Annotated in this window: 18 protein-coding genes; 10 read left to right on the top strand and 8 right to left on the bottom strand. The window is 61.0% G+C overall.

What is annotated here, in order from left to right; all coding sequences use genetic code 11:
• Window positions 1-450: 450 nt before the first annotated feature.
• Window positions 451-1,500, bottom strand: coding sequence for a ribonucleotide-diphosphate reductase subunit beta (locus tag MOK15_RS14860; RefSeq protein ID WP_242932319.1), 1,050 nt, complete (start codon window positions 1,498-1,500; stop codon window positions 451-453).
• Window positions 1,501-1,504: 4 nt separating this feature from the next.
• The gene (locus MOK15_RS14855; protein WP_242932318.1) at window positions 1,505-1,825 is read right to left on the bottom strand and encodes a hypothetical protein; all 321 of its coding nucleotides are present in this window, start codon (window positions 1,823-1,825) and stop codon (window positions 1,505-1,507) included.
• Between the two features lie 59 nt (window positions 1,826-1,884).
• Between MOK15_RS14855 and MOK15_RS14850 the strand changes: the two genes are divergently transcribed.
• The gene (locus MOK15_RS14850; RefSeq protein WP_242932317.1) at window positions 1,885-2,130 is read left to right on the top strand and encodes a DUF2171 domain-containing protein; all 246 of its coding nucleotides are present in this window, start codon (window positions 1,885-1,887) and stop codon (window positions 2,128-2,130) included.
• A gap of 46 nt (window positions 2,131-2,176) precedes the next feature.
• Here MOK15_RS14850 and MOK15_RS14845 read toward each other — a convergent pair whose 3' ends face one another.
• Window positions 2,177-4,111 (bottom strand): ribonucleoside-diphosphate reductase subunit alpha, encoded by a 1,935-nt coding sequence (locus tag MOK15_RS14845; protein WP_242932316.1) that lies wholly within the window; start codon window positions 4,109-4,111, stop codon window positions 2,177-2,179.
• Window positions 4,112-5,068: 957 nt separating this feature from the next.
• Here MOK15_RS14845 and MOK15_RS22025 point away from each other — a divergent pair.
• The 3 genes from MOK15_RS22025 (at window position 5,069) to MOK15_RS14830 (ending at window position 8,014) form a co-directional block, all read left to right on the top strand.
• Window positions 5,069-5,683: an acyltransferase gene (locus MOK15_RS22025; protein ID WP_242932315.1), complete on the top strand. Its 615-nt coding sequence runs from the start codon at window positions 5,069-5,071 to the stop codon at window positions 5,681-5,683.
• 122 nt (window positions 5,684-5,805) lie between these two features.
• On the top strand, window positions 5,806-7,326 hold the full coding sequence (locus MOK15_RS14835) for a fumarate hydratase (RefSeq protein ID WP_242932314.1): 1,521 nt from the start codon (window positions 5,806-5,808) through the stop codon (window positions 7,324-7,326).
• Between the two features lie 130 nt (window positions 7,327-7,456).
• Window positions 7,457-8,014: a hypothetical protein gene (locus tag MOK15_RS14830; protein WP_242932313.1), complete on the top strand. Its 558-nt coding sequence runs from the start codon at window positions 7,457-7,459 to the stop codon at window positions 8,012-8,014.
• Between the two features lie 9 nt (window positions 8,015-8,023).
• Here MOK15_RS14830 and MOK15_RS14825 read toward each other — a convergent pair whose 3' ends face one another.
• Window positions 8,024-10,315, bottom strand: a complete 2,292-nt coding sequence (locus tag MOK15_RS14825) for a TonB-dependent receptor (RefSeq protein ID WP_242932312.1) — start codon at window positions 10,313-10,315, stop codon at window positions 8,024-8,026.
• Between the two features lie 348 nt (window positions 10,316-10,663).
• Here MOK15_RS14825 and MOK15_RS14820 point away from each other — a divergent pair, with 348 nt between their 5' ends.
• The 3 genes from MOK15_RS14820 (at window position 10,664) to MOK15_RS14810 (ending at window position 14,349) form a co-directional block, all read left to right on the top strand.
• Window positions 10,664-11,581 carry a DMT family transporter gene (locus MOK15_RS14820; protein ID WP_242932776.1) on the top strand — a complete coding sequence of 306 codons (918 nt, stop codon included), beginning with the start codon at window positions 10,664-10,666 and terminating at the stop codon, window positions 11,579-11,581.
• Between the two features lie 55 nt (window positions 11,582-11,636).
• Window positions 11,637-13,040 (top strand): methyl-accepting chemotaxis protein, encoded by a 1,404-nt coding sequence (locus tag MOK15_RS14815; protein ID WP_242932311.1) that lies wholly within the window; start codon window positions 11,637-11,639, stop codon window positions 13,038-13,040.
• A gap of 91 nt (window positions 13,041-13,131) precedes the next feature.
• Entirely contained in the window at window positions 13,132-14,349 is a 1,218-nt protein-coding gene (locus tag MOK15_RS14810) for an MBL fold metallo-hydrolase (protein WP_242932310.1), read from the top strand.
• Between the two features lie 29 nt (window positions 14,350-14,378).
• On the opposite strand, the gene MOK15_RS14805 is transcribed toward MOK15_RS14810, so the two are convergent.
• Both MOK15_RS14805 and MOK15_RS14800 read right to left on the bottom strand, forming a co-directional pair.
• Window positions 14,379-14,885: a DUF3617 domain-containing protein gene (locus MOK15_RS14805; RefSeq protein ID WP_242932309.1), complete on the bottom strand. Its 507-nt coding sequence runs from the start codon at window positions 14,883-14,885 to the stop codon at window positions 14,379-14,381.
• Between the two features lie 251 nt (window positions 14,886-15,136).
• Window positions 15,137-15,700 carry a DUF3617 domain-containing protein gene (locus MOK15_RS14800; protein ID WP_242932308.1) on the bottom strand — a complete coding sequence of 188 codons (564 nt, stop codon included), beginning with the start codon at window positions 15,698-15,700 and terminating at the stop codon, window positions 15,137-15,139.
• A gap of 153 nt (window positions 15,701-15,853) precedes the next feature.
• On the opposite strand from MOK15_RS14800, the gene MOK15_RS14795 reads away from it, so the two are divergent.
• Together MOK15_RS14795 and MOK15_RS22020 are read left to right on the top strand one after the other, a co-directional pair.
• On the top strand, window positions 15,854-16,135 hold the full coding sequence (locus MOK15_RS14795) for a DNA/RNA non-specific endonuclease (protein WP_347567226.1): 282 nt from the start codon (window positions 15,854-15,856) through the stop codon (window positions 16,133-16,135).
• A gap of 22 nt (window positions 16,136-16,157) precedes the next feature.
• Window positions 16,158-16,370: a hypothetical protein gene (locus MOK15_RS22020; RefSeq protein WP_347567205.1), complete on the top strand. Its 213-nt coding sequence runs from the start codon at window positions 16,158-16,160 to the stop codon at window positions 16,368-16,370.
• A 154-nt stretch (window positions 16,371-16,524) separates the two neighbouring features.
• Here MOK15_RS22020 and MOK15_RS14785 read toward each other — a convergent pair whose 3' ends face one another.
• Window positions 16,525-17,748, bottom strand: a complete 1,224-nt coding sequence (locus MOK15_RS14785; RefSeq protein WP_242929997.1) for an IS256 family transposase — start codon at window positions 17,746-17,748, stop codon at window positions 16,525-16,527.
• Window positions 17,749-17,920: 172 nt separating this feature from the next.
• On the opposite strand from MOK15_RS14785, the gene uvrB reads away from it, so the two are divergent.
• Window positions 17,921-20,104 carry an excinuclease ABC subunit UvrB gene (gene uvrB, locus MOK15_RS14780; protein WP_242932307.1) on the top strand — a complete coding sequence of 728 codons (2,184 nt, stop codon included), beginning with the start codon at window positions 17,921-17,923 and terminating at the stop codon, window positions 20,102-20,104.
• A gap of 171 nt (window positions 20,105-20,275) precedes the next feature.
• Here the strand turns inward: uvrB and MOK15_RS14775 are convergent, their stop codons facing one another.
• Window positions 20,276-21,043 carry a DUF1080 domain-containing protein gene (locus tag MOK15_RS14775; RefSeq protein WP_242932306.1) on the bottom strand — a complete coding sequence of 256 codons (768 nt, stop codon included), beginning with the start codon at window positions 21,041-21,043 and terminating at the stop codon, window positions 20,276-20,278.
• Between the last annotated feature and the right edge of the window lie 121 nt (window positions 21,044-21,164).

The following is a 21,164-nucleotide window of genomic DNA, read 5'->3' as shown; positions in this document are numbered from 1 at the left end:
TCGGTATTAATCATCACCGCCGCCTTCGGTTGGACGGGCAGTTTCCCACCCGTCCTTCCGAATCAAAGTTAGTTGAGGTTGAGATGGTTCTGGATGAGAGAGGTCGAGTTCTTCAAATCCTCCCGGGCCTCATGCTCCTGCACAAAAGCTCGTTCGGACCGAACATAAACTGCTTCTTCATCCAAAACTTCCCACGCCCAAAATCCACTTCGATTCTGATAAATACTGAAATTCAGCATTGTCAGAAACCTTGTAGCACTGCCCCACTTCCGATCTTAGTTCTCGCTAAGTTATGTAGGCCTATGGAGTCTGGTGGCCTGATTAATCTCTCTTCCGCCATCCATAGGGGTACTAAAGAACTGGCAAGGCGTGTCTTCTGTGGGTGATTGGGGAATAGTTTTAATACTCCAGGCTAACTCATACTGGCCTCCTCCTTGTTTGATTTGAAACTCACTCCGCCGCGATTCCCGCTGCCTTGAACATGTCCGGGTCCGTGTCCGCATTGGCGGGTTCGGTGCCCTTGACCTTCTGACGGCGGTCGAAGGCGTCCCAGACGTCGTTCCACTGGCCACGGGTCGCCGCCTTCGAATATTCGGTCGCGCGGGTTTCGAAGAAGTTGGCGTGCTCCACGCCGTTCAGCAGCGGGGTCAACCAGGGGAGCGGATGCTCGTCGATCATGTAGATGGGCTTGAGACCGAGCTGGCCCAGGCGCCAGTCGGCGATGTAGCGGACATATTTCTTGATGTCCTTGGGCGTCATGCCCGGCACCGGTCCCATTTCGAAGACCAGATCGACGAAGGCGTCCTCGATCCGCACCGTCTTCTGGCACATGTCCAGGATGTCGTCCTTGACGGCCGGCGTCAGGCACTGGCGTTCGGCGCAGAAAGCATGGAACAGCTTGATGATGCCCTCGCAATGGAGCGTTTCGTCGCGGATCGACCAGGTGACGATCTGGCCCATGCCCTTCATCTTGTTGAAGCGCGGGAAGTTCATCAGCATCGCGAAGCTGGCGAAGAGCTGCAAACCTTCGGTAAAGCCGCCGAACATGGCGAGGGTGCGGGCGATATCCTCGTCCGTATCGACGCCGAACTGCTGCAGATAGTCGTGCTTGTCCTTCATCTCCTTATATTGGAGGAAGGCGCTATATTCGCTTTCGGGCATACCGATCGTGTCGAGCAGATGCGAGTAAGCGGCGATATGGACCGTTTCCATGTTGCTGAACGCGGTCAGCATCATCTTGACCTCGGTCGGCTTGAACACGCGGCCATATTTTTCGTGGTAGCAATCCTGCACTTCCACGTCGGCCTGGGTGAAGAAGCGGAAAATCTGGGTCAGCAGGTTGCGCTCATGGTCGGAGAGCTTCTGCGCCCAGTCGCGACAATCCTCACCCAAAGGCACTTCCTCGGGCAGCCAGTGGAGCTGCTGCTGGCGCTTCCAGAACTCATAAGCCCAGGGATATTCGAAGGGCTTGTAGACCTTGGAGGCTTGGAGAAGAGGCATGGGATTACTCCGAGAAGAATATGTAAATATTGGCGACCAGCATGAACGCGAAGATTACAATGCCGGCTATTCTGAGCTGACTTGCACGACGTGGCTGGCGAATTTTGCGGACGAAATCATCGGTCGTTGCGGTCACCGGCGCAAGCGCCGGCGGATGACGCAACTCATAGGAGAAAATAGCAATCTGACTGAGCGACAACATGATCCAGAACAGGGCTCGCCACTGGGGCGTATCGACCCAATAGCTATATATTCCAACGCCAACTCCGACCGAAAGCATAGCCGAGAGGACAATTCTCATCCTTAGAGGCATGGCTGCCATCATGCGACCATCTCCGCCCTTGCGCGTTCAACGCTCGTTACCCCCCGCACAGGAGAAATATCATGATCGACCTTAGCAGCATTCAGGAACATGCCGAAGTGATCGGCGCCGATGGCGTCCATGTCGGCACCGTCGACCATATGGACGGTGACCGGATCAAGCTGACCAAGGCGGACAGCGGAGAAGGAAGCCATAAGGGGCATCATCACTATATCAGCCAGGGTCTGATCGCGGCGGTCGAGGATGACGGCACCGTGCGCCTGTCCGCCAATGCCGATGTCGCGGTGACGTTCGAAGAAGAAGCGTGAGCGCGCGGGCGCGGCGGCATAGGCCGTCGCGCCCGGCTTCAAGCCTTTATTGGCAGGCAAGGCACTCGTCATAGTCGGTGGTCTCGCCGATTTCGAACTTGGGCGCATCGATCGTGTTGTCGGCTTCCACGCCGCCGGCAAAGCCCGCACGCTGGACCGATTTGGACCGCAGATAGTAAAGCGACTTGATGCCCAGTTCCCAGGCGCGGAAATGGAGCATGAGCAGATCCCATTTCTCCACATCGGCCGGGATGAACAGGTTCAGCGACTGCGCCTGGTCGATATAGGGAGTGCGATCGGCGGCGAGTTCGAGCAGCCAGCGCTGATCGATTTCGAAACTGGTCTTGAATACGTCCTTTTCTTCCTGGCTCAGGAAGTCGAGATGCTGGACCGAGCCGCCCTTTTCCAGGATCGAGTTCCAGACCGCGCTGCTGTCCTTCGCCTTGGCGATCAGCAGCTTTTCCAGATAGGGATTCTTGATCGAGAAGCTGCCCGACAGCGTCTTGTGAGTGTAGATATTGGCCGGGATCGGCTCGATGCAGGCGGAGGTGCCGCCGCAAATGATGCTGATCGACGCGGTGGGCGCGATCGCCATCTTGCAACTGAAACGCTCCATCACACCCTGGTCGGCGGCGTCGGGGCACGGCCCGCGCTCCTGCGCCAGCATCATCGACGCCTCGTTCACCTTGGCGTTGATATGCTTGAAGATGCGCAGGTTCCACGACTTGGCCATCGCGCCTTCGAACGGAATGTTGCGCGCCTGGAGGAAGCTGTGGAAGCCCATGACGCCCAGACCCACCGAGCGTTCACGGCTGGCGCTATACTTGGCGCGCGCCATTTCCGGCGGCGCGCGGTCGATATAGTCCTGAAGGACGTTGTCGAGGAAGCGCATGATGTCCTCCGCGAACATCGGGTCGTCCTTCCACTCGTCCCAGGTTTCCAGGTTCATGGACGAGAGACAGCAAACGGCCGTGCGGTCGTTGCCCAGATGGTCGCGACCGGTCGGCAGGGTGATTTCCGAGCAGAGGTTCGACGTCGACACCTTGAGGCCCAGGTCGCGATGATGCTTGGGCATCATCCGGTTCACCGTGTCGTTGAACACGATATAGGGTTCACCGGTGGCCAGGCGCACCTCGACCAGCTTCTGGAACAGGGCGCGGGCGTTGACGCTGCCGCGCACAGACTGGTCCTTGGGGCTGCGCAGGTTGAATTCGGCGCCGTCGCGAACGGCTTCCATGAACTCGTCGGTCAGCAGCACGCCATGGTGCAGGTTCAACGCCTTGCGGTTGAAATCGCCGGACGTCTTGCGGATTTCGAGGAACTCCTCGATCTCCGGGTGGGAGATATCGAGATAGCAGGCGGCCGAACCGCGGCGCAGACTGCCCTGGCTGATCGCCAGGGTCAGGCTGTCCATCACGCGGACGAACGGGATAATGCCGCTGGTCTTGCCGTTGAGGCCCACAGGCTCACCGATGCCGCGCACATTGCCCCAATAGGTGCCGATGCCGCCGCCGCGCGAAGCGAGCCAGACATTCTCGTTCCAGGTGTTGACGATGCCTTCAAGGCTGTCATCGACCGAATTGAGATAGCAACTGATCGGCAGGCCGCGACCGGTGCCGCCGTTCGACAATACGGGCGTCGCCGGCATGAACCAAAGGCGCGAAATATAATCATAGACGCGCTGGGCATGGTCGGCATTGTCGGCATAGGCCGCCGCAACGCGCGCGAAGAGATCCTGATAGCTTTCGCCGGGCAACAGATAGCGATCGTTCAGCGTGTCCTTGCCGAACTCGGTCAGCAGCGCGTCGCGCGACGCATCGGTCGTCACCTCGAAACGGCGCGCGAGCACCGTGGAGGAGGACATCGGCTCGGCCGCCTTGACAGGCTCCGGCTTGCTCGTCTCGATCGCTGCTTCCAACACTTCTTCCATCACCGTTGCCACGTCGCCAGCACCTGTCTGTCCACTGTCCCGAAAATCCATAGCGAGTCCCCGTTGTTCCTGTTCCGTTCGATTCGGTCAGCCGGGACACAAGCGAGGTGCGTATCCTAGCATGAACCGCTCCGCACGGGCACGTAAATTGGGTCCAACTGAGCGGACCGCAGGGACAAAACGCCCCTGCGCCGGAAAGCATTCCAGCGACGCGATCACAATCTGTTGGGTAGACCCCGTTAACCCGATACAAGGGATAGTGCCACAGCGCGTTTCAGGCGCAAGAGGGTAAATGACTATTCGGAGACTCTGTTCACCGCGCATCCGATTCATTTCGTCGCCGTCGCGGCACGCCGCATCGCAGCGACGCATGGACTTCCCTTGGCTCCGGAAAAGGCAAGGGGCCGCATACAACAGAAAAAATAAATAAGGCTTGCCACGCAAATGCGTCACAGCGCCCGGACAAGGCAGCATGAAGGGGCCGGGAAGCGCCAATGGATTGATGGACTCCAACTTCCGTTCAACAGCCGACCGGAAATGCAGATCATCCGGTCCACTATGACGGATCGACATTCAAGCTTGGCAAAGTGCCTTGCTCCCCATTCGCTGCCCTGTTGATGACAATCAACATCCATTCAGCACTTCCCAGGAGAAATCGCGCCGAATGGATCCTGACTTTCGTCAGGATGACGGATAAAATTGGGGAAAATGCTTCATTTCTTGAATGTCTACCTACCCCAATGTGGTGGACTTTAAGTACGCCATGCTATAACGGCTGGTATCTTAGCGTACTTCCAATCCATATACCACACTAGAATCATATATTTACTGGAGCCATCTGACATTCATCCCTGACCGACTGCAAATGACGGTTGTTCGTACTTCCTGAACACACATATTTTTAGTATATTCCGGGTCACGGAAAACCACCATCTTAACCTCGCTGGCCTTCGGATCGCCACGTCATCATCTAAATGTCGATCGGCCCTCATATAAGGATGCCTGCCTGTGCCAGTCCAGATTCACAATACAGAGGGCAATCACGTCAGCATCCCCGAAGCGTTCATCGAAGATAGTAGCGGTGTCATCACCTTTGCGGGCAAGGGCGGATCAATAGAGATTGGGCCAGACTGCCATGCCGCTCAAATCAACCTGACGGTGGGCGCCGATTGCACTGTACGCATCGGCGCGGGATGCCGCCTGGGCGCCATCGCCCTCTATACTGTGAAGGATTCGACGGTATCGATCGGCGCCTATACCGGCTTCACCTGGACCTGCCAGATACAGTGCCATGAATCCTTCGACATCAGCATTGGAGAAGGCTGTCTTGTCGCGGGCAATACATGGATCACCGTCAGCGACTTGCACTCGGTGGTCGATCTGGCGAGCGGGCAGCGCATCAATCCGGGCGGCCATGTGAAGATTAGCGACCGGGTCTGGATCGGGGATGGCGCCGTGATCATGAAAGGCACGAGCATCGGCGCCGGCAGTGTCATCTCGGCTCGTGCGATCGTGGTGAAGGACGTGGCCGCCAACTGCGTCGCAGCAGGTGTGCCGGCGCGAATCATACGGACTAACGCCAGTTGGAACTATCAATTGCTGCCGATGCCCTCCCCCGCCTGATATCCCAGCCGATATACCCGCAGATCGGCACCGCGGCTGGACTCAGACTCGCAAAAGCCTATAGCCGCCGCTGCCAGGATCCGCCGTGCAGAGGCGGGCCGCAAGAATAGGGACCAGGGTAGATGACCGTCATCAAGACCGCCGATCTGATCGAAAGCGTGGCCGACGCGCTCCAGTTCATCAGCTATTACCACCCGATGGATTATATCCGCGCGCTGGGCAAAGCCTATGAGGCGGAGGCCAATCCGGCGGCCAAGGACGCCATCGCCCAGATCCTGACCAACAGCCGCATGTGCGCGGAGGGGCATCGCCCGATCTGCCAGGACACCGGCATCGTCAATGTCTTCGTTAAATGGGGCATGGACTGCCGCCTGGACGATAACAGCCGCTCCATGCAGGACGTGGTCGATGAGGGCGTGCGCCGCGCTTACCTCAACCCCGAAAATCGCCTGCGCGCGTCGATCCTGCGTGATCCGGCCTTTTCGCGCCAGAACACCAAGGACAACACGCCCTGCGTACTGAATGTCGAGATGGTGCCGGGCGACAAAGTGATCGTGGACGTTGCGGCAAAGGGCGGCGGCAGCGAGAACAAGACCAAGTTCAAGATGATGAACCCCAGCGACTCGATCGTCGACTGGGTGCTGGAGATGATCCCGCAGATGGGTGCGGGCTGGTGCCCGCCGGGCATGTTGGGCATCGGCATCGGCGGCACGGCGGAAAAGGCGGTCGCGCTGGCCAAGGAAAGTCTGATGGAACCCATCGACATGGGGGAACTCAAGGCGCGCGGGCCGCAGAACGACATCGAGAAGATGCGGATCGAGATTTTCGACAAGGTCAATGCGCTGGGCATCGGCGCGCAGGGTCTGGGCGGGCTGTCCACCATCCTCGACGTCAAGATCTACGACTATCCCTGCCATGCGGCGGGCAAGCCGGTGGCGATGATCCCCAATTGCGCGGCGACCCGCCATGCGCATTTCACGCTCGACGGATCGGGGCCGGCCTATCTGGAGGCGCCCAAACTGTCCGAATGGCCCGATGTCGACTGGAAGCCGAGCAAGGAAGCGATCCGCGTCGATCTCGACACTCTGACGCCGGACGTGGTGCAGAGCTGGAAGCATGGCGACCGACTGCTGCTCAATGGCAAGATGCTGACCGGGCGCGACGCTGCGCATAAGCGGATCAAGGACATGCTGGCCAAGGGCGAGAGCCTGCCGGTCGATTTCAAGGGCCGTGTCATCTATTATGTCGGCCCGGTCGATCCGGTGCGCGACGAGGTGGTCGGCCCGGCCGGCCCCACCACCGCGACCCGCATGGACGGCTTCATGGACATGATGCTGGAACAGGGGCTGGCCGCCTGCGTCGGCAAGGCCGAGCGCGGTCCGGCTGCGACGGAAAGCATTGCCAAGCACAAGAGCGCCTATCTGATGGCGGTCGGCGGCGCGGCCTATCTGGTCGCCCGCGCGATCAAGGAAGCCAGGGTCGTGGGGTTTGCGGATCTGGGCATGGAAGCGATCTACGAGTTCACGGTGGAGAACATGCCCGTGACCGTGGCCGTGGATAGCGAAGGCCAGAATGTCCACCGCCTCGCTCCGCTGGTGTGGCAGGAGAAGATCAAGCGGGAGAAGCTACTGGAGGGGGTGTGATGCCAAGTTGCGGAGAGAATGACTCATCAACTTCGGTTGCTTGTTCCCCGGCGAAGGCCGGGGTCCAGTTCTGACGCTGGAGCTGGACCCCGGCCTTCGCCGGGGAACGGGTTGGCATCGGTTCTAATCCATGAATTCAGGTATGAGCTTTCAGCCCTTCGGCGAACGGATCAATCTCTATTCTCCGCTGCCGCCGGACGAGTGCCGGCGGCGATTGGAGGCGAAATTCGTGCCGGGATGGCAACGTCCCAACGATCTCAGACCGAGGGGCCGCTTCTTCGGGCACCTGTTGTTGATGTGGCTTGGTGCGTTTGACTGGATCAATCGGAATTCCAAGCCGAAGCTGATTGTGTGGCTGCGCGCCGAAGAATCTGGCACGCGCATTACCGGGCGAACGGTTCCCGGCATCCAGTTCGTCCTTACCTTGATTCCCCTGGCGGCCGCCGGTGTGTGGGGCAGTTTCGCTCTGCTGACTTATCAGCCCGTCCATTCCCCGGCTGATCCGGCAACTTATATCATCATCAAAATGATCCTGGCGCTCGTTACGTTCGGGTTTGTCGCAAGCATATGGTGGTTTGCCCATGCCGAAGGCAGAGCAGGCAAGCTACTCGTCAATTTCCTGAAGCAAACATTATCCGTAACCGATGCCGCTGGTCCCCCTCCCCATGCTTCGCATGGGGAGGAATAACCGTCCCTCTTACAGCTTGCCGCTGAGCGACACGCCGATGACGCGCGGTTCGTTGAAGACCGCCGCCATATAGTTTTCGATCACGCCCTTGAGGTTCTTCTCATTGGTGATGTTGCGGGCGAAGGCGGCGATCTCGTACTTGCCGTCGGGTGCGGTGTAGCCGATCTTGAGGCCGCCTTCGAAATCGCCCTTCGAATAGAACTCCTTCGTCTTGTAGAGGACGAAGTTCGTGTAACCCTGAATGTTCCAGTCGGTCGCGACGAAGATCTTGCCGCCATTACCGAGCGGCACGTCGTAGCGGGCCGTGATGTTCGCCGTATATTTGGGCGCGTTGGGCAGCGGGTTGCCGTCGATCTGGGCGAAGGTGTTGGCACCGACCTTGATCGTCGGGTCCTCGACCGTGCAGACGACGACGCCGTTCAGGATGCAGACCTGGGCATAGACATTCTTGTCCTTGATCTCGCTGTGCAGCAGGCTGAGGCCGGCCGACAGGGTCAGATTCTCGAACGGCCGCGCTTCCAGTTCCGCTTCCATGCCATAGGCATCGGCCTTGTCGGCGTTGAAGAGGACACCATTGCCGTTCACGTCGTTGCCGTTGAGCTGGATGTCTTTCACCCGATAGGCGAAACCCGACAGGTTGAAGCGGACGCGGTTGTTGAACAGGTTGGTCTTGATGCCGCCTTCATAGGACAGGATCGTTTCCGAATCCGCCGTGGTGAAGTCGCTGTTGAATACAGCCGAGCGGCCCTGGATGGTGGGACCACGGAAACCGCGCGCGACGCGGGCGTAAAGGCTGACCTCAGGACTGACTTCATAAAGGGCGCTGACGTCCCAGCTCGGTTCCTTGCCCGTCAACTTAACGTAGCGGCGACCAGTGTAGCTCGACACACCTGCGGCGTTGGCAGTGGCGCGGACCAGGCGGGTTTCCTTGGTGTCCTTGGTATAACGGCCGCCGGCGGTGATGGTCAGGCCCGGCACGACTTCGTAGCTCGCCTGGCCGAAGACGGCCCAGCTTTCATTCTTGTTGTGCAGGCGCACCCAGTTATTGGGATTGTTGGCGGCACCGGTCAGGAAATAGGCGCGCTGGTAGAAATCGGTGGTGTCACGGCTGTCGAAATACATGCCACCGACCTGCCATTTGAAGGCGTTGTCCCCATTGCTGGCGAGGCGGACTTCCTGGGTGAGCTGGTCGAGATCGCGCACCTGGCCCTGCGACTGGCCAAAGCCGTTGGCGATACCGTTCACCGGATAGTCGGCGCCCGCACCGCCGTCCGTGTCGCCCCGGCTGTAGCCGCTGGTGGTTTCATAGGCGGTGATCGAGGTCAGCGTAACCGGGCCAAAATCCAGCGCGATATTTTCCGACGCGCCGTAGGTCTTGTAGGCCTGCGGATTGTTGTGCGCTTCGTCGAGCGCGACCGAGCTGCGCGGCGTGCCGGCGACGCTGTTCGATCCCTTGATAAGGCCGGCGCGGTGGAAGATGGTCGAGGTGCCGTCATAATCGCGCGCGTGGACGCTGGTCAGCATCAACAGCGATTCCGACGGGGTCATCAGCAGTTGGACGCGAATGTCCTTTTCGTTGAAGCCGCCCATGGCGTCCTTCTTCGGGCTGACGGTGCCGTCGGCGCTGGGGCCGCTATACGTGTTGTCGACCCAGTCGTCGCGATGCTGGTAGAGCGCCGAGACGCGGAAGGCGAGCTTGTCGGCCACGATCGGGCCGCCGATGCCGCCGTCGAAGGTTACGGTGTTGTAGCTGCCATAGCTGGCCTGGGCGCGGCCCTGCCAGTCCATGGTCGGACGGTTGGTGTCGAACTTGATGATGCCCGCGGTGGTGTTGCGGCCGAACAGCGACCCCTGCGGACCGCGCAGCACTTCCACCTGGTTGACGTCGAACACGGGGTTCGATTTCAGCACCACATGCTCAAGGACCACATCGTCCTGGATGATCGACACCGGCTGCGACGCGCCGAGATAAAAGTCGATATTGCCCAGACCACGAATGTAGAAGCGCGGGAAGATGCGGCCGGTGGTGGTTTCGGCATAGAGGCCGGGCACGCGCGCGGCGAGTTCGAGAATGTCGCCGCCGCCGGATGTAAGGTTGCGCAGCGCGTCGCCTTGCACGACACCGACCGAGATCGGCACCTTCTGAAGATTTTCGGAACGGCGTTCAGCGGTGACGACGATCTCGTCGAGCGCGCCGTCATTGGCGCCGGCGTCCTGCGCATGGGCGGCGCCCGTCATGGCGAACGCGACCAGAGCCGTGGTCAGCAGCAGCGCCGACCGTCCGAAAGTGAGTTTGGACAAGGTACTTCCCCGATAGTCTGTTGATTTGTGACCAGGACGTCAGCGCCCCTGCGCGCCCGCGTCCAGGATGAGGCGGCGGCTAGGAGCAATTTGTGGCGGCATGGTGACAAGGCTCCGCGCAGCCAGGTGAGAGCCGCAATATATTTCCATCCGTGACAATTCAGCAACATAAAGACATTGAGAAAGAGGCCCCTATCGCGCTCTGTGGAGCCGCGACGCCTCCATGATATCCCCCGATATTCTTCCTGCCCATGACAGAGGAAATGAAAGCGCCGGGTGACACAGTCGCTGGGTCGCTATTGGTGAGGATGGGGGTGACGCGACATGTCGGCCCTGTATAGGGCGGGCATGATCTCCTCCCCCCTTTGGCTGCCCGCCACGCTGATGGCCGGTGCCACCCAGGCCTGGCGCACCGCGATCCAGCGCCGCGTCAGCCACAGCCTGTCTCTGAACGGCGCGGGTCTGGTCCGCTATCTTTACGGCATTCCATTCACGCTGGCGCTGCTTGGCCTCTACCGGTTTTCCTTCCCCGCGCCCTGGCCGACGCTTCAGCCGCGCTTCCTGCTCTTCTGCATCGCCGGAGGCCTGGCCCAGATCATCGCCACCAACCTGCTGATCCTGGCGTTCAGCCACCGCAATTTCGTGGTCGGCACCGCTTATTCCAAGACGGAGGCGGTGCAGGGCGCGATCCTTTCCTTCCTGCTGATGGGTGAACGGTTGGCGGCGCTGAGTTGGGCAGGCGTCGGTTGCGGCGTTGCAGGCGTGATGCTGCTGTCGACCGGAGGCAAGCGGATGGGGCCGGTGGACTTCCTGCGCGCGCTGGGCCAGCCTGCCGCCATCACCGGCATGGCGTCGGGCTTCTTCTTCGCGCTGACCGCGATCGGCATCCGCCGCGCGACACAGCAAGTGGGTGGTGATGACCGCATCCTTGCAGCGCTGATCGTCCTGTGCATCACTGTGCTGCTTCAAACGCTGATCCTGGGCGGCTGGATGCTGGCGCGCGAGCGGGGCGAGATCGGCCGGGTCTTCGCAAGCTGGCGCGTGTCGGGACAGGTCGGCCTGCTCTCCGCGCTAGGCTCCGCCTGCTGGTTCACCGGCTTTGCCACCGCTCCGGTCGCGCTGGTGCGGATCGTCGGTCAGATCGAGGTCGTCTTCACCATGGCCTTCGGCCATTTCTACCTCAAGGAACGGATGCGGCGCAGCGAAGCTATTGGCCTGATACTGGTGGTGACGGGCGTGCTGCTGGCGCTGGCCGGCGCGTTTTGAAATGGGCACAAAGCGCTAACGCTTAATTTACCACGAACGGATAGCGCTATGCCCCGTGAGCAGGGACATATATTCCGATAGCATCGCGCGCGCGGTTACAAAGGTCGCCAAATTGTCCGGCGATCTAGGGATACGCACGCTCGACTTGCAGGTCGACATCAGCGAACTCGCCGAACGAGTGACGCATCAGGCCCGCACGATCGAAGCGATCAGCGGTGCCGCCGCACAATTGTCGCAGGATGGCGAGCGTGTCTCGTTGGCTGGGCAGGATGCGCGCGAGAAAGCGGTCGCAGCCCGCGCCATCATCGACGATTCAGGCCGCCAGCTATCGACCGCGAACGGCAATTTCGTCGACCTGATCGAACAGGTGAGCCGCATCCATGCGCGGCTCGATGGCTTCGGCCAGGCGCTGAAGACCGTCGCCCATGTCACCAGCGTTATCAGCGGCATCGCCAGCCAGACCAATTTGCTGGCGCTCAACGCCACGATCGAGGCAGCACGCGCCGGTGATGCCGGGCGCGGCTTTGCCGTGGTCGCGGCCGAGGTGAAGAAGCTGGCGCAGGAAACCGGTGCAGCGACCCAGACGATCGATCGGTCCATCGCGGCGCTGACCAGCGAGGCTGGCGGCATGTTGGACAGCATCACGCGGGGCGCGCAAACCGCCCGCACCGCCCAATCCGATACGCGCAACATCGAAACGCTGGTCGAACGGCTGGCGGCGCTGATGCTCGACCTGTCCGGGAACAGCGAAACGGTCGCGCAGCGCATCGCGTCGATGGTGGGATCGGCAGGCGAAATTCGTACCGGCCTGGCTGCCCTCGCCAGCACATCGAACGACAATGCCGGTGGCCTGCAACGCTTGTCGGGCCGCGTCACCAGCGCCAGCGAAGACACCAACCTGCTGCTGCAATATCTGGCCGAAAGCGGCATCGACATTCCCGATTCGCCTTATATCCGCTTCAGCCTGGAATCGGCCGAGGCGGTCGCGCTGTCTATCGAACGCGCTATCGCCGAAGGCCGGATCAGCGAAGCCGATGTCTTCAGCGAAAAATATCTACCGATCCCCGCCACCCATCCCATCCAGTACAGCCATCCAGTACAGCCGGTGATGCTGGCCGCAGCGCGCGCGCGGCAGGAGATGGCGCGGGCCTATCCCGGCCTGTTCGGCATGACCTTCACCGACCGCAACGCCTATGGCGCCATCGCCATGCCGGAACGGTCCCACCCGCAGCGGCCGGGCGACGATGTCTGGAACGCCGAACATTCGCGCCAGGGGCTGATGTTCGATTTCCCCGACACGCGCGACCAATGCAGGACCATCCAGCCTTTCTGCATCAAGGCCTATCGCCGTCCCACCGCCAAGGGCGAAGTCGTCCTGCTCAAGCAGGTGATCGCGTCGATCCATGTCCATGGCCGCCACTGGGGCATCCTGCAGATGGCCTATCGGGATCAAAGCTGAGCGCGACCGCGCCGCTGCTGCCCCCCACCTTCCCCTTGCCGCCCCGCCGATCCGCGCTATGTCGCTAGACATTGTTAGCGCGGGGAGCAGCATGGGCCGCCTTTTCAGCATCATAAGAGGCGCGGGCGTCGCGCTGCTGTTTCTGGTCGTCGCGCTGTGCCTGGCGATCACCATCATTCCGCCCTTCCTGGACCGCATCTATTATGCGGGGCCGGCCAGCCGACATTTTGACGGCGCGCATTTCTTCAACCCCGACGGCGCGATCGAGATACCCGCGCCACCCGGCGCCACCCGGCGCGGCTTCATGGCGCGCTGGCTGCTGGGCAATGATGACCGACCGCCCTGGCCAGAGGCGATCGCGGTCAAGCCCACCCGCCCCGCGCCCTTCGCCGCACCACGCGGCATGGTGGCGACCTGGGTCGGCCATGCGACCGTGCTGGTGCAGGCGGCGGGTCTCAACATCCTGACCGACCCGATCTGGTCGGACTATGCCAGCCCCCTGCCCCCGCTTGGCCCCAAGCGGATCGCTCAGCCCGGCATACGCTTCGACGACCTGCCCAAGATCGACCTGATCCTGCTCAGCCACAATCATTATGACCATATGGACATGCCCACGCTCAAGCGCCTGTGGGAGAGGGACAGGCCGAAAATCGTCACGAGCCTGGGCAATGATACGATCCTGAAGGCGAACGGCATTCCCTCGACCGCGCTGGATTGGAGTCAGTCGATCAGCGGCGCATCGCTCAACGGGCTGGCACCTGATGCGGTCATCCAGTGCGGCAATTACGAACATTGCCCCGACTATCGCGTCCATGTGACGCGCAACCATCATTGGGGCAGTCGCTGGGGCGCCGACCGCAACCGCGCGCTCTGGTCCAGCTTCGTGATCGAGACGCGCGCCGGGAACATCTTCTTCGCGGGTGACACAGGCGCAGGGGACATGGCCTGGCCCGCCGAAGCCGCGCGCCTTGGCCCTATCCGCCTGGCGCTGATCCCGATCGGCGCCTTCCGCTTCTGGAAGGGGCAAATGCAATCCGACGCGCATATCGGCCCATCCCAAGCAGTAGAGGTGTTCAAGCGGCTGGGCGCATCCACCGCCATCCCCATTCATTGGGGCACCTTCCGCCTGTCCTACGAGCAATGGGACACGCCGCCCCGGATGCTGGAACTGGCGCTGCGCTGCGCGGGCATAGAGCGCAAGCGCTTTGCCCCGCTGCGCATCGGCCAATCGCTACCGGTGCCGACGGTCAGCTCGGTGCCGGTCGGACGCAAAAGCTGCGACGAGCGGGCGATCCGCGCGCTGGAGTGATAATGGACGCCCACTGTCCGGACGAATAGTCAGGAAGCAGCCGGGCAATCGCCCTCCCGGTTTCCTGTCAGATCGTGGGTGGTGCGCAGCACCGGCTGTCCCCCTTCGGCCTTGGTCATGGTCGTCCCCAGCGTCAGCGTGTCGGCGGTATAATTGCCCTCGACCACGATTTCGGACGTACCCGCGCCTGCCTTGCAACTCAGCGTCGCGATCAGTCGCCCCTTGCGCACCATCTTGTCCTTGTAGCTGCAGTCCGTCCCTTCCTTGCCGGCAAGCGCATTGGCGTCGGGCAGGCCCTCCTTGTCGACGGCAATGCAGACCTTATCCTCGCTGATCTGCTTCAACGCTTCCTGATATTGGGCCGGGGTCACTGTCGGCGTATTGTAGCCGGTGGTCTTACGGGTCAGCGCCCATTGTCCCGCCTGCATGACGACCGGCGCCTCTTCCGCTTCCGGCGCAGACGCCGGATTACTACCGCAAGCGGCCAGGCCAAAGGTCAACGCCAGCGGCAGCGCCGCACGCACAGTCTTTCGCATATCCTCTCCCCTGTTCTCGATAGGAACGCTGACGGAAGCTCTACCGCTTGCCCGTAAAGCGCAAGGAGAAAACACCATATCGGCCTCATCATCGCCGACGCCGCGTGGGCGCATGGATGATGCGGTGACTGATCGGGTGCAGCGGCACCACGTCCCGCCCGCCCCGGCTTTTAGGCAAGGGATGATGCCACTCGACCCAGCGGCCGGTCGCACAGCCAGCATGGCGCTGCTTCAATCACAACGTTCGGAAATCATTGTTCCGGCGCGCACTCCGGTCCGATCCACTTGCCCTCCGATCGCGCGGTCATCGCCATGGTCATGCCCTGGGGACCGCCCGCCATCTTCATGTCCATGTCCATGCTATAGTGGTCGGAGGCATAGGCGCCGGACATGGTGGCGTTCATCGTGCTGCCCTGCGACTTGCACGATATCTGGCCCTTCACCGCGCCGCCCTTCGCATCGAAGCCGCCATAGGTACAATTCTTGTTCTCCTGGCCGGAGAACATGGCGCCGCTTGGGTTGGCAGCTTCCTCCGGCGTGACGCAATATTTGTGCGTGGTCTGGCTCATCATGCGCTTCATCTGGTCTTTCATGCTGGCCGTCGCGCCCGGCATACCGGACAGGTCGATATCCTGGATGGTGTAGCTGCCCTCCCATTGGCCCGGCTTGAGCTGCACCTTGTCGACCTGCGCCTTCACCTGCGCCTTGCTCATCGCGTCGGTCGCGGCGATCTCGTCCGCCTTGTCGCCGGGCTTGTCGCCACAAGCCGCCAAGCCGACCGTCAGAACCGCGAGCATCAAGGCTGTTCGCCGCATGATCTTCCTCCCTGCTTCCTCACCTTCCCCGACCATATCAGCGTTGCGCGCCGGTTCAATGGCATGGGGTAAAAGGATTACATGTTCTTGATTTGTTCTTATTGATTTGCTAGGGCATCGCGAAACTTTGGGGGGAGTTTAGATGCAGCGGACATTGGCGGTCATTTCATCGCTGCTCGCTTCAACGGTCCCGGCGACAGCTTCAACCATTTCGCCCAGGATAGGAACTTCAATCGTGGTGCCTACCGCGCCATGGAAGATGGGTGGGCCAGGGATTTACGCGCGGGAAAGAAAGTCATCGTGGACATCATGCCGCTTTATGAAGGAACCTCCAAACGACCCTATAGCCTCACCGTTACATGGTATGTCGACGGAAAGAAGCGTGTCCGAGAGTTCTCGAATGAAGCGAAAGGCGAGTCCAATGGAGAAAGATAAGTTGGAGATCCTGGGCCCACTCATGAACGAGATCGGGCGGGAGCTTACCGAAACCGTAGGAGGCGATCCTGACGGCGTTTTTCTTTATGTGGAAATTGGCGAAGGCTGGGTGGATACAAGCATTTTCAAAGATGAAGGCAATGTGGTGCGCTGGTATGATCCGCGAAAAACGAACTTGGCCGATCTTCTCTGGGAAGCTTGGTATCTTGAACCGGAAGGACCGAACCTGCGCTGATCAGTTCTGGAATATGCCATCGTGGGCAAGAAATTCCACGTCAGCATGAAATACCCTGAAGAGGTCAATGTCAAAGTGGTCGATGGCGAGCGACGCGAAAGAGCCCTGCGCGCGGGACTGTCAGGAATTCCGTGTGTGGGCGGGCGGTTGAACATTACGCTGCCATGGCCTTGATGAAGCGTTCTCCGAACAGCACGGCGAACTGGGCCTTGGCCATGGACCACTCACGTGGCGGCATTTTCCACTCTTTCTCGGATCGGTTCAAGATCAGATAGAGCAGCTTGGTCGCTGAATCGTCGCTGGGAAAGTGCCCCCTGGCCCTGACCGCCCGTCGAAGCTGGGCATTCAACGCCTCGATGGCGTTTGTCGTATAAACGATGCGGCGGACCTCGTCGGGGAAGGCAAAGAACGGGATAACCTCGGCCCATGCACGGCGCCAGCTCTGGCCGATCGCAGGATAGCGCCGACCCCATTCGCCGGCCTCGAAGGCTGTCAGGGCCTCCTCGGCAGCGATGGCATCGGTGGCGCGGTAGACGGTCTTCAGTGCACCAGCGAGCGCCTTGCGATCCTTCCACGACACGAAGTCCATCGAGTTGCGCAGCAGGTGGACGATGCAGGTTTGGACGATCGCCTCGGGGAACACGGCGGTGATGGCCTCTGGAAAGCCCTTCAGGCCGTCTACGACGGCCAGCATGATGTCCTCAACACCGCGGTTCCTCAGCTCGTTCATCACCCGCAGCCAGAATTTGGCGCCCTCGTTCTGCTCGATCCACAGGCCCAGGACGACCTTGCCGCCATCGGCACGCACGCCCAGCGCGATGTGGATAGCCTTGTTGCGGACCAGACCTTCGTCACGGATCTTGACCCGGATCGCGTCGAAGAAAACCAGCGGATAGGCCGGATCGAGCGGTCGGGCCTGCCAGGCGGCGACCTCTTCGAGCACGGCGTCGGTCACCGTCGAGATCAGGTCCGGCGAGACGTCGATACCGTACAGATCGCGCAAGTGCCCGACGATCTCCCGTGTGCTCATGCCGCGCGCATACATCGAGACGATCTTGTCGTCGAAGCCCGGAAACCGGCGCTGGTACTTGGCGATCAGTTGCGGATCAAAGCTGGCATGACGATCGCGCGGCACCTCGATCTCGATCTTGCCGGTGTCCGTCACCACCGTCTTGCGGCCATAGCCATTGCGGCTGTTCCCGACCTGCGGGGCATCGCCAAGGTGGTAATCCATCTCGGCGTTGAGCGCCCGTTCGGCCAGCGCCTTCTTCAATGAATCCAGCAGGCCGCCCTGCTGGAGCGCACTGGCGGCATCGCTGCCGGCCAAGAGTTGATCGAGTAAATCAGCCGGGATCGCCGGCTCCTTGCGTCGAGGCATACAGGGTCTCCTTCTTACCCATTATGCCCGCCCACACACGGAATTCCTGACAGTCCCCTGCGCGCCCGTTTCGGCGACAAGCCGGTCGTCAATCCGCCACCGCCCAAGACGGCGTTCGAGTTGAAACCATAACGGCGATTGCGCCGTCAGCCAAAAGCCCCATATTCGCCCCATGTCCATCCAGATCCGCACCACGCTCGATGAACCGGAAACCGGCGCAGGCTTCGTCCCGCATCGCCCTGCCCGCCCCGAAAAGAGTGAGGGCGGCCGTCCCTTCACGCTCGTTTCCGACTATGAACCGTCGGGCGACCAGCGCACGGCGATCCCCGAACTGGTCGAACAGGCGCTGGCCGGCGAGAGGGACCAGGTGCTGCTGGGCGTCACCGGCTCCGGCAAGACCTTCACCATGGCCAAGGTGATCGAGGCGCTGCAGCGCCCCGCCCTGGTCCTGGCTCCCAACAAGATATTGGCAGCGCAGCTCTATGGGGAGTTCAAGAGCTTCTTCCCGGAGAACGCCGTCGAATATTTCGTCAGCTATTACGACTATTACCAGCCCGAAGCCTATGTCGCGCGATCCGACACCTATATCGAGAAGGAAAGCAGCGTAAACGAAGCGATCGACCGGATGCGGCATTCGGCGACCCGCGCGCTGCTGGAGCGGGACGATGTCATCATCGTCGCGTCGGTCTCCTGCCTCTACGGCATCGGATCGGTCGAAACCTATTCGGCCATGACCTTCGCAATGAAGAAAGGCGGGATCGAAGACCAGCGTGAGATCATCCGCAAGCTGGTCGCGCTCCAGTATAAGCGCAACGATGCAGCCTTCGCGCGCGGCAATTTCCGCGTGAAGGGCGATAATCTGGAGATTTTCCCGTCCCATTATGAGGACACCGCCTGGCGCATCAGTTTCTTCGGCAACGAGATTGAGGAAATTGTCGAGTTCGATCCGCTGACGGGGAAGAAGATCGCCAGCCTCGATTATGTGAAAGTCTTCCCCAACAGCCACCATGTCACGCCTGGCCCGACGCTCAAGCAGGCGATGGAAGCGATCCGGTTCGAACTGACCGAGCGGCTGAAGGAACTGGTTGCGGAGGGCAAGCTGCTGGAGGCGCAGCGGCTGGAGCAGCGCACCAATTTCGACCTGGAGATGATCGCGGCTACCGGCTCCTGCGCGGGGATCGAGAATTACAGCCGCTTCCTGACTGGTCGCCTGCCCGGCGAACCTCCGCCGACCCTGTTTGAATATCTGCCGGAAAATGCGGTGCTGTTCGTGGACGAAAGCCACCAGACCGTACCACAGATCGGCGCGATGGCGCGCGGCGACCATCGGCGCAAGATCACGCTGGCCGAATATGGTTTCCGCCTGCCCAGTTGCATCGACAACCGACCGCTGCGCTTCAACGAATGGGACGTGATGCGGCCGCAGACCGTTTCCGTGTCCGCGACGCCCGGCCCCTGGGAGATGGAGCAGACCGGCGGCGTGTTCAGCGAACAGGTGATCCGCCCCACCGGCCTCATCGATCCGCCGGTCGAGATCAAACCGGTCGAGGATCAGGTCGATGACCTCATCAACGAATGCCGCAAGGTCGCCGCGCAAGGTTATCGCACGCTCGTCACGACCCTGACCAAGCGCATGGCTGAAGATCTGACCGAGTTCATGCACGAGGCTGGGATCAAGGTCCGCTACATGCATAGCGACGTCGAGACGCTGGAACGTATCGAACTGATCCGCGATTTGCGGCTGGGCGTCTATGACGTGCTGATCGGCATCAACCTGCTACGCGAAGGGCTGGACATTCCCGAATGCGGGCTGGTCGCGATCCTCGACGCGGACAAGGAGGGCTTTCTACGCAGTGAAACCTCGCTGATCCAGACGATCGGCCGCGCCGCGCGCAACGTGGAGGGCCGCGTTATCCTCTATGCCGACCGGGTGACGGGCAGCATGGAACGGGCGCTGAACGAAACCTCGCGCCGGCGCGAGAAGCAGGAGGCGTACAATCTCGAACATGGCATCACGCCGACCACAATCAAGCGCAATATCGGCGACATCATCGCCCATGTGGCATCGAAAGATCAGGTCACGATCGACACGGGGCTGGAGGATCGCCCGCACCTCGTCGGCCACAATCTGCGCGCCTATATCGAGGATCTGGAAAAGAAGATGCGCGCAGCAGCAGCAGACCTGGAGTTCGAGGAAGCCGGCCGCATCCGCGACGAAATCCGCAAGCTGGAGGCGGAAGAACTTGGACTGCCGGCAGAGCAGCAGGTGGCGGCGCCGAGAGGGCGGGCGACCGAGGGCAAGCCAGGGACGCGGAAATTGCGTTATGGGAAGGTGCAGAAGAAGTTCGGACGGTGATGGGTGCGGTCTGGCCGCAGCCATCATGCCGGTCGCAGGCGGCACCCACCTTCCACCTCACCCGCCAAAATCTTTAACGAGTATCCATGATGATGCCCCGCGAGGGGAAGCCCAAAGGGCAAATTGATCGAGGGCGGCATCGCGATTGTCGTCCGCCCCCGCGTCTCCAGCCTATTCGAGCCGCTGGAGTTCGATGTTTCGAAATTCGATTGGATGCCCCTCGCTTTGAAGGGCGATATATCCCTGCTTCAACTGCAATGCGCCACCAGCCGCCGCAATCAGCGGCTTGGCATCCTCAGACTCTGGGTCCAGTTCGACATCGGAATATCGCAACACGGCCTTGCCATCGATGAAATGGGTGATCTCACCCGATGGCAACACCTCAAGCTCCGCTTTCGTCCACCGACCGACAGGCATCAGAGGCGAGCTTGACGGAATACAGTGTCGCGGATCGCGCTTGCCCTCAAAAACCACGGTGGTGCCCGGCGTGCAGAGATTGCCGGTCGGCTCCTCGGTAGGCCGTGGGGTTCCGAGCAGCTGCATTTCCAGACTGACCGGAAAATCCTGGTCGCGGCGCATGGTCTCAGGCGCCTGCGCATGAAGCATCAGGCCGGAATTTGTTGCCTGCCACACTTTGATTCCAGGCAGGTCTTCCCCGAAGAAACGATATTCGAACCGGATACGATAGGCTTTCAGCGGCGCCTTCCAGAACAGATGGCCGAACTCGCCATTAAAGCTCTTATAGCCAGCATAGGACACGCGGATAGCGCCATGCTGAACGATGAACGTGTGGAGGGGATCTTCGCCAACGGCATGGCCCGTGATCTTGGGCGTCCAGCCGTCGAGCGATTTGCCATCAAAGATAGGCTGCCATTGCGGTTCGGGCGCCGGGGCCGCTCCCAGAAGCAGCCCCATGGCGGCGATCACATATATTTTCATCCGCTAATCGCCTCCCCTTGCGCCCAAAGCGAAGAGGCTTGTGCTTGATTGCAAGCGGTTCGTCCAGAGGCTTGGCATTGCATATCGCAGCATCGCGACGCACAACGTTCAGCGGCGGATC

Source organism: Sphingobium sp. BYY-5 (assembly GCF_022758885.1).
Taxonomy (GTDB): Bacteria; Pseudomonadota; Alphaproteobacteria; order Sphingomonadales; family Sphingomonadaceae; genus Sphingobium.
This window is presented reverse-complemented; position numbering and strand designations above follow the sequence as displayed.

Bases quoted from the DNA above. Each gene is read 5' to 3' on its own strand.
- MOK15_RS14860 (WP_242932319.1), bottom strand. From the start codon at position 1,500: ATGCCTCTTCTCCAAGCCTCCAAGGTCTACAAGCCCTTCGAATATCCC.
- MOK15_RS14855 (WP_242932318.1), bottom strand. From the start codon at position 1,825: ATGATGGCAGCCATGCCTCTAAGGATGAGAATTGTCCTCTCGGCTATG.
- MOK15_RS14850 (WP_242932317.1), top strand. From the start codon at position 1,885: ATGATCGACCTTAGCAGCATTCAGGAACATGCCGAAGTGATCGGCGCC.
- MOK15_RS14845 (WP_242932316.1), bottom strand. From the start codon at position 4,111: ATGGATTTTCGGGACAGTGGACAGACAGGTGCTGGCGACGTGGCAACG.
- MOK15_RS14835 (WP_242932314.1), top strand. From the start codon at position 5,806: ATGACCGTCATCAAGACCGCCGATCTGATCGAAAGCGTGGCCGACGCG.
- MOK15_RS14830 (WP_242932313.1), top strand. From the start codon at position 7,457: ATGAATTCAGGTATGAGCTTTCAGCCCTTCGGCGAACGGATCAATCTC.
- MOK15_RS14820 (WP_242932776.1), top strand. From the start codon at position 10,664: ATGATCTCCTCCCCCCTTTGGCTGCCCGCCACGCTGATGGCCGGTGCC.
- MOK15_RS14810 (WP_242932310.1), top strand. From the start codon at position 13,132: ATGGGCCGCCTTTTCAGCATCATAAGAGGCGCGGGCGTCGCGCTGCTG.
- MOK15_RS14805 (WP_242932309.1), bottom strand. From the start codon at position 14,885: ATGCGAAAGACTGTGCGTGCGGCGCTGCCGCTGGCGTTGACCTTTGGC.
- MOK15_RS14800 (WP_242932308.1), bottom strand. From the start codon at position 15,700: ATGCGGCGAACAGCCTTGATGCTCGCGGTTCTGACGGTCGGCTTGGCG.
- MOK15_RS22020 (WP_347567205.1), top strand. From the start codon at position 16,158: ATGAACGAGATCGGGCGGGAGCTTACCGAAACCGTAGGAGGCGATCCT.
- MOK15_RS14785 (WP_242929997.1), bottom strand. From the start codon at position 17,748: ATGCCTCGACGCAAGGAGCCGGCGATCCCGGCTGATTTACTCGATCAA.
- uvrB (WP_242932307.1), top strand. From the start codon at position 17,921: ATGTCCATCCAGATCCGCACCACGCTCGATGAACCGGAAACCGGCGCA.
- MOK15_RS14775 (WP_242932306.1), bottom strand. From the start codon at position 21,043: ATGAAAATATATGTGATCGCCGCCATGGGGCTGCTTCTGGGAGCGGCC.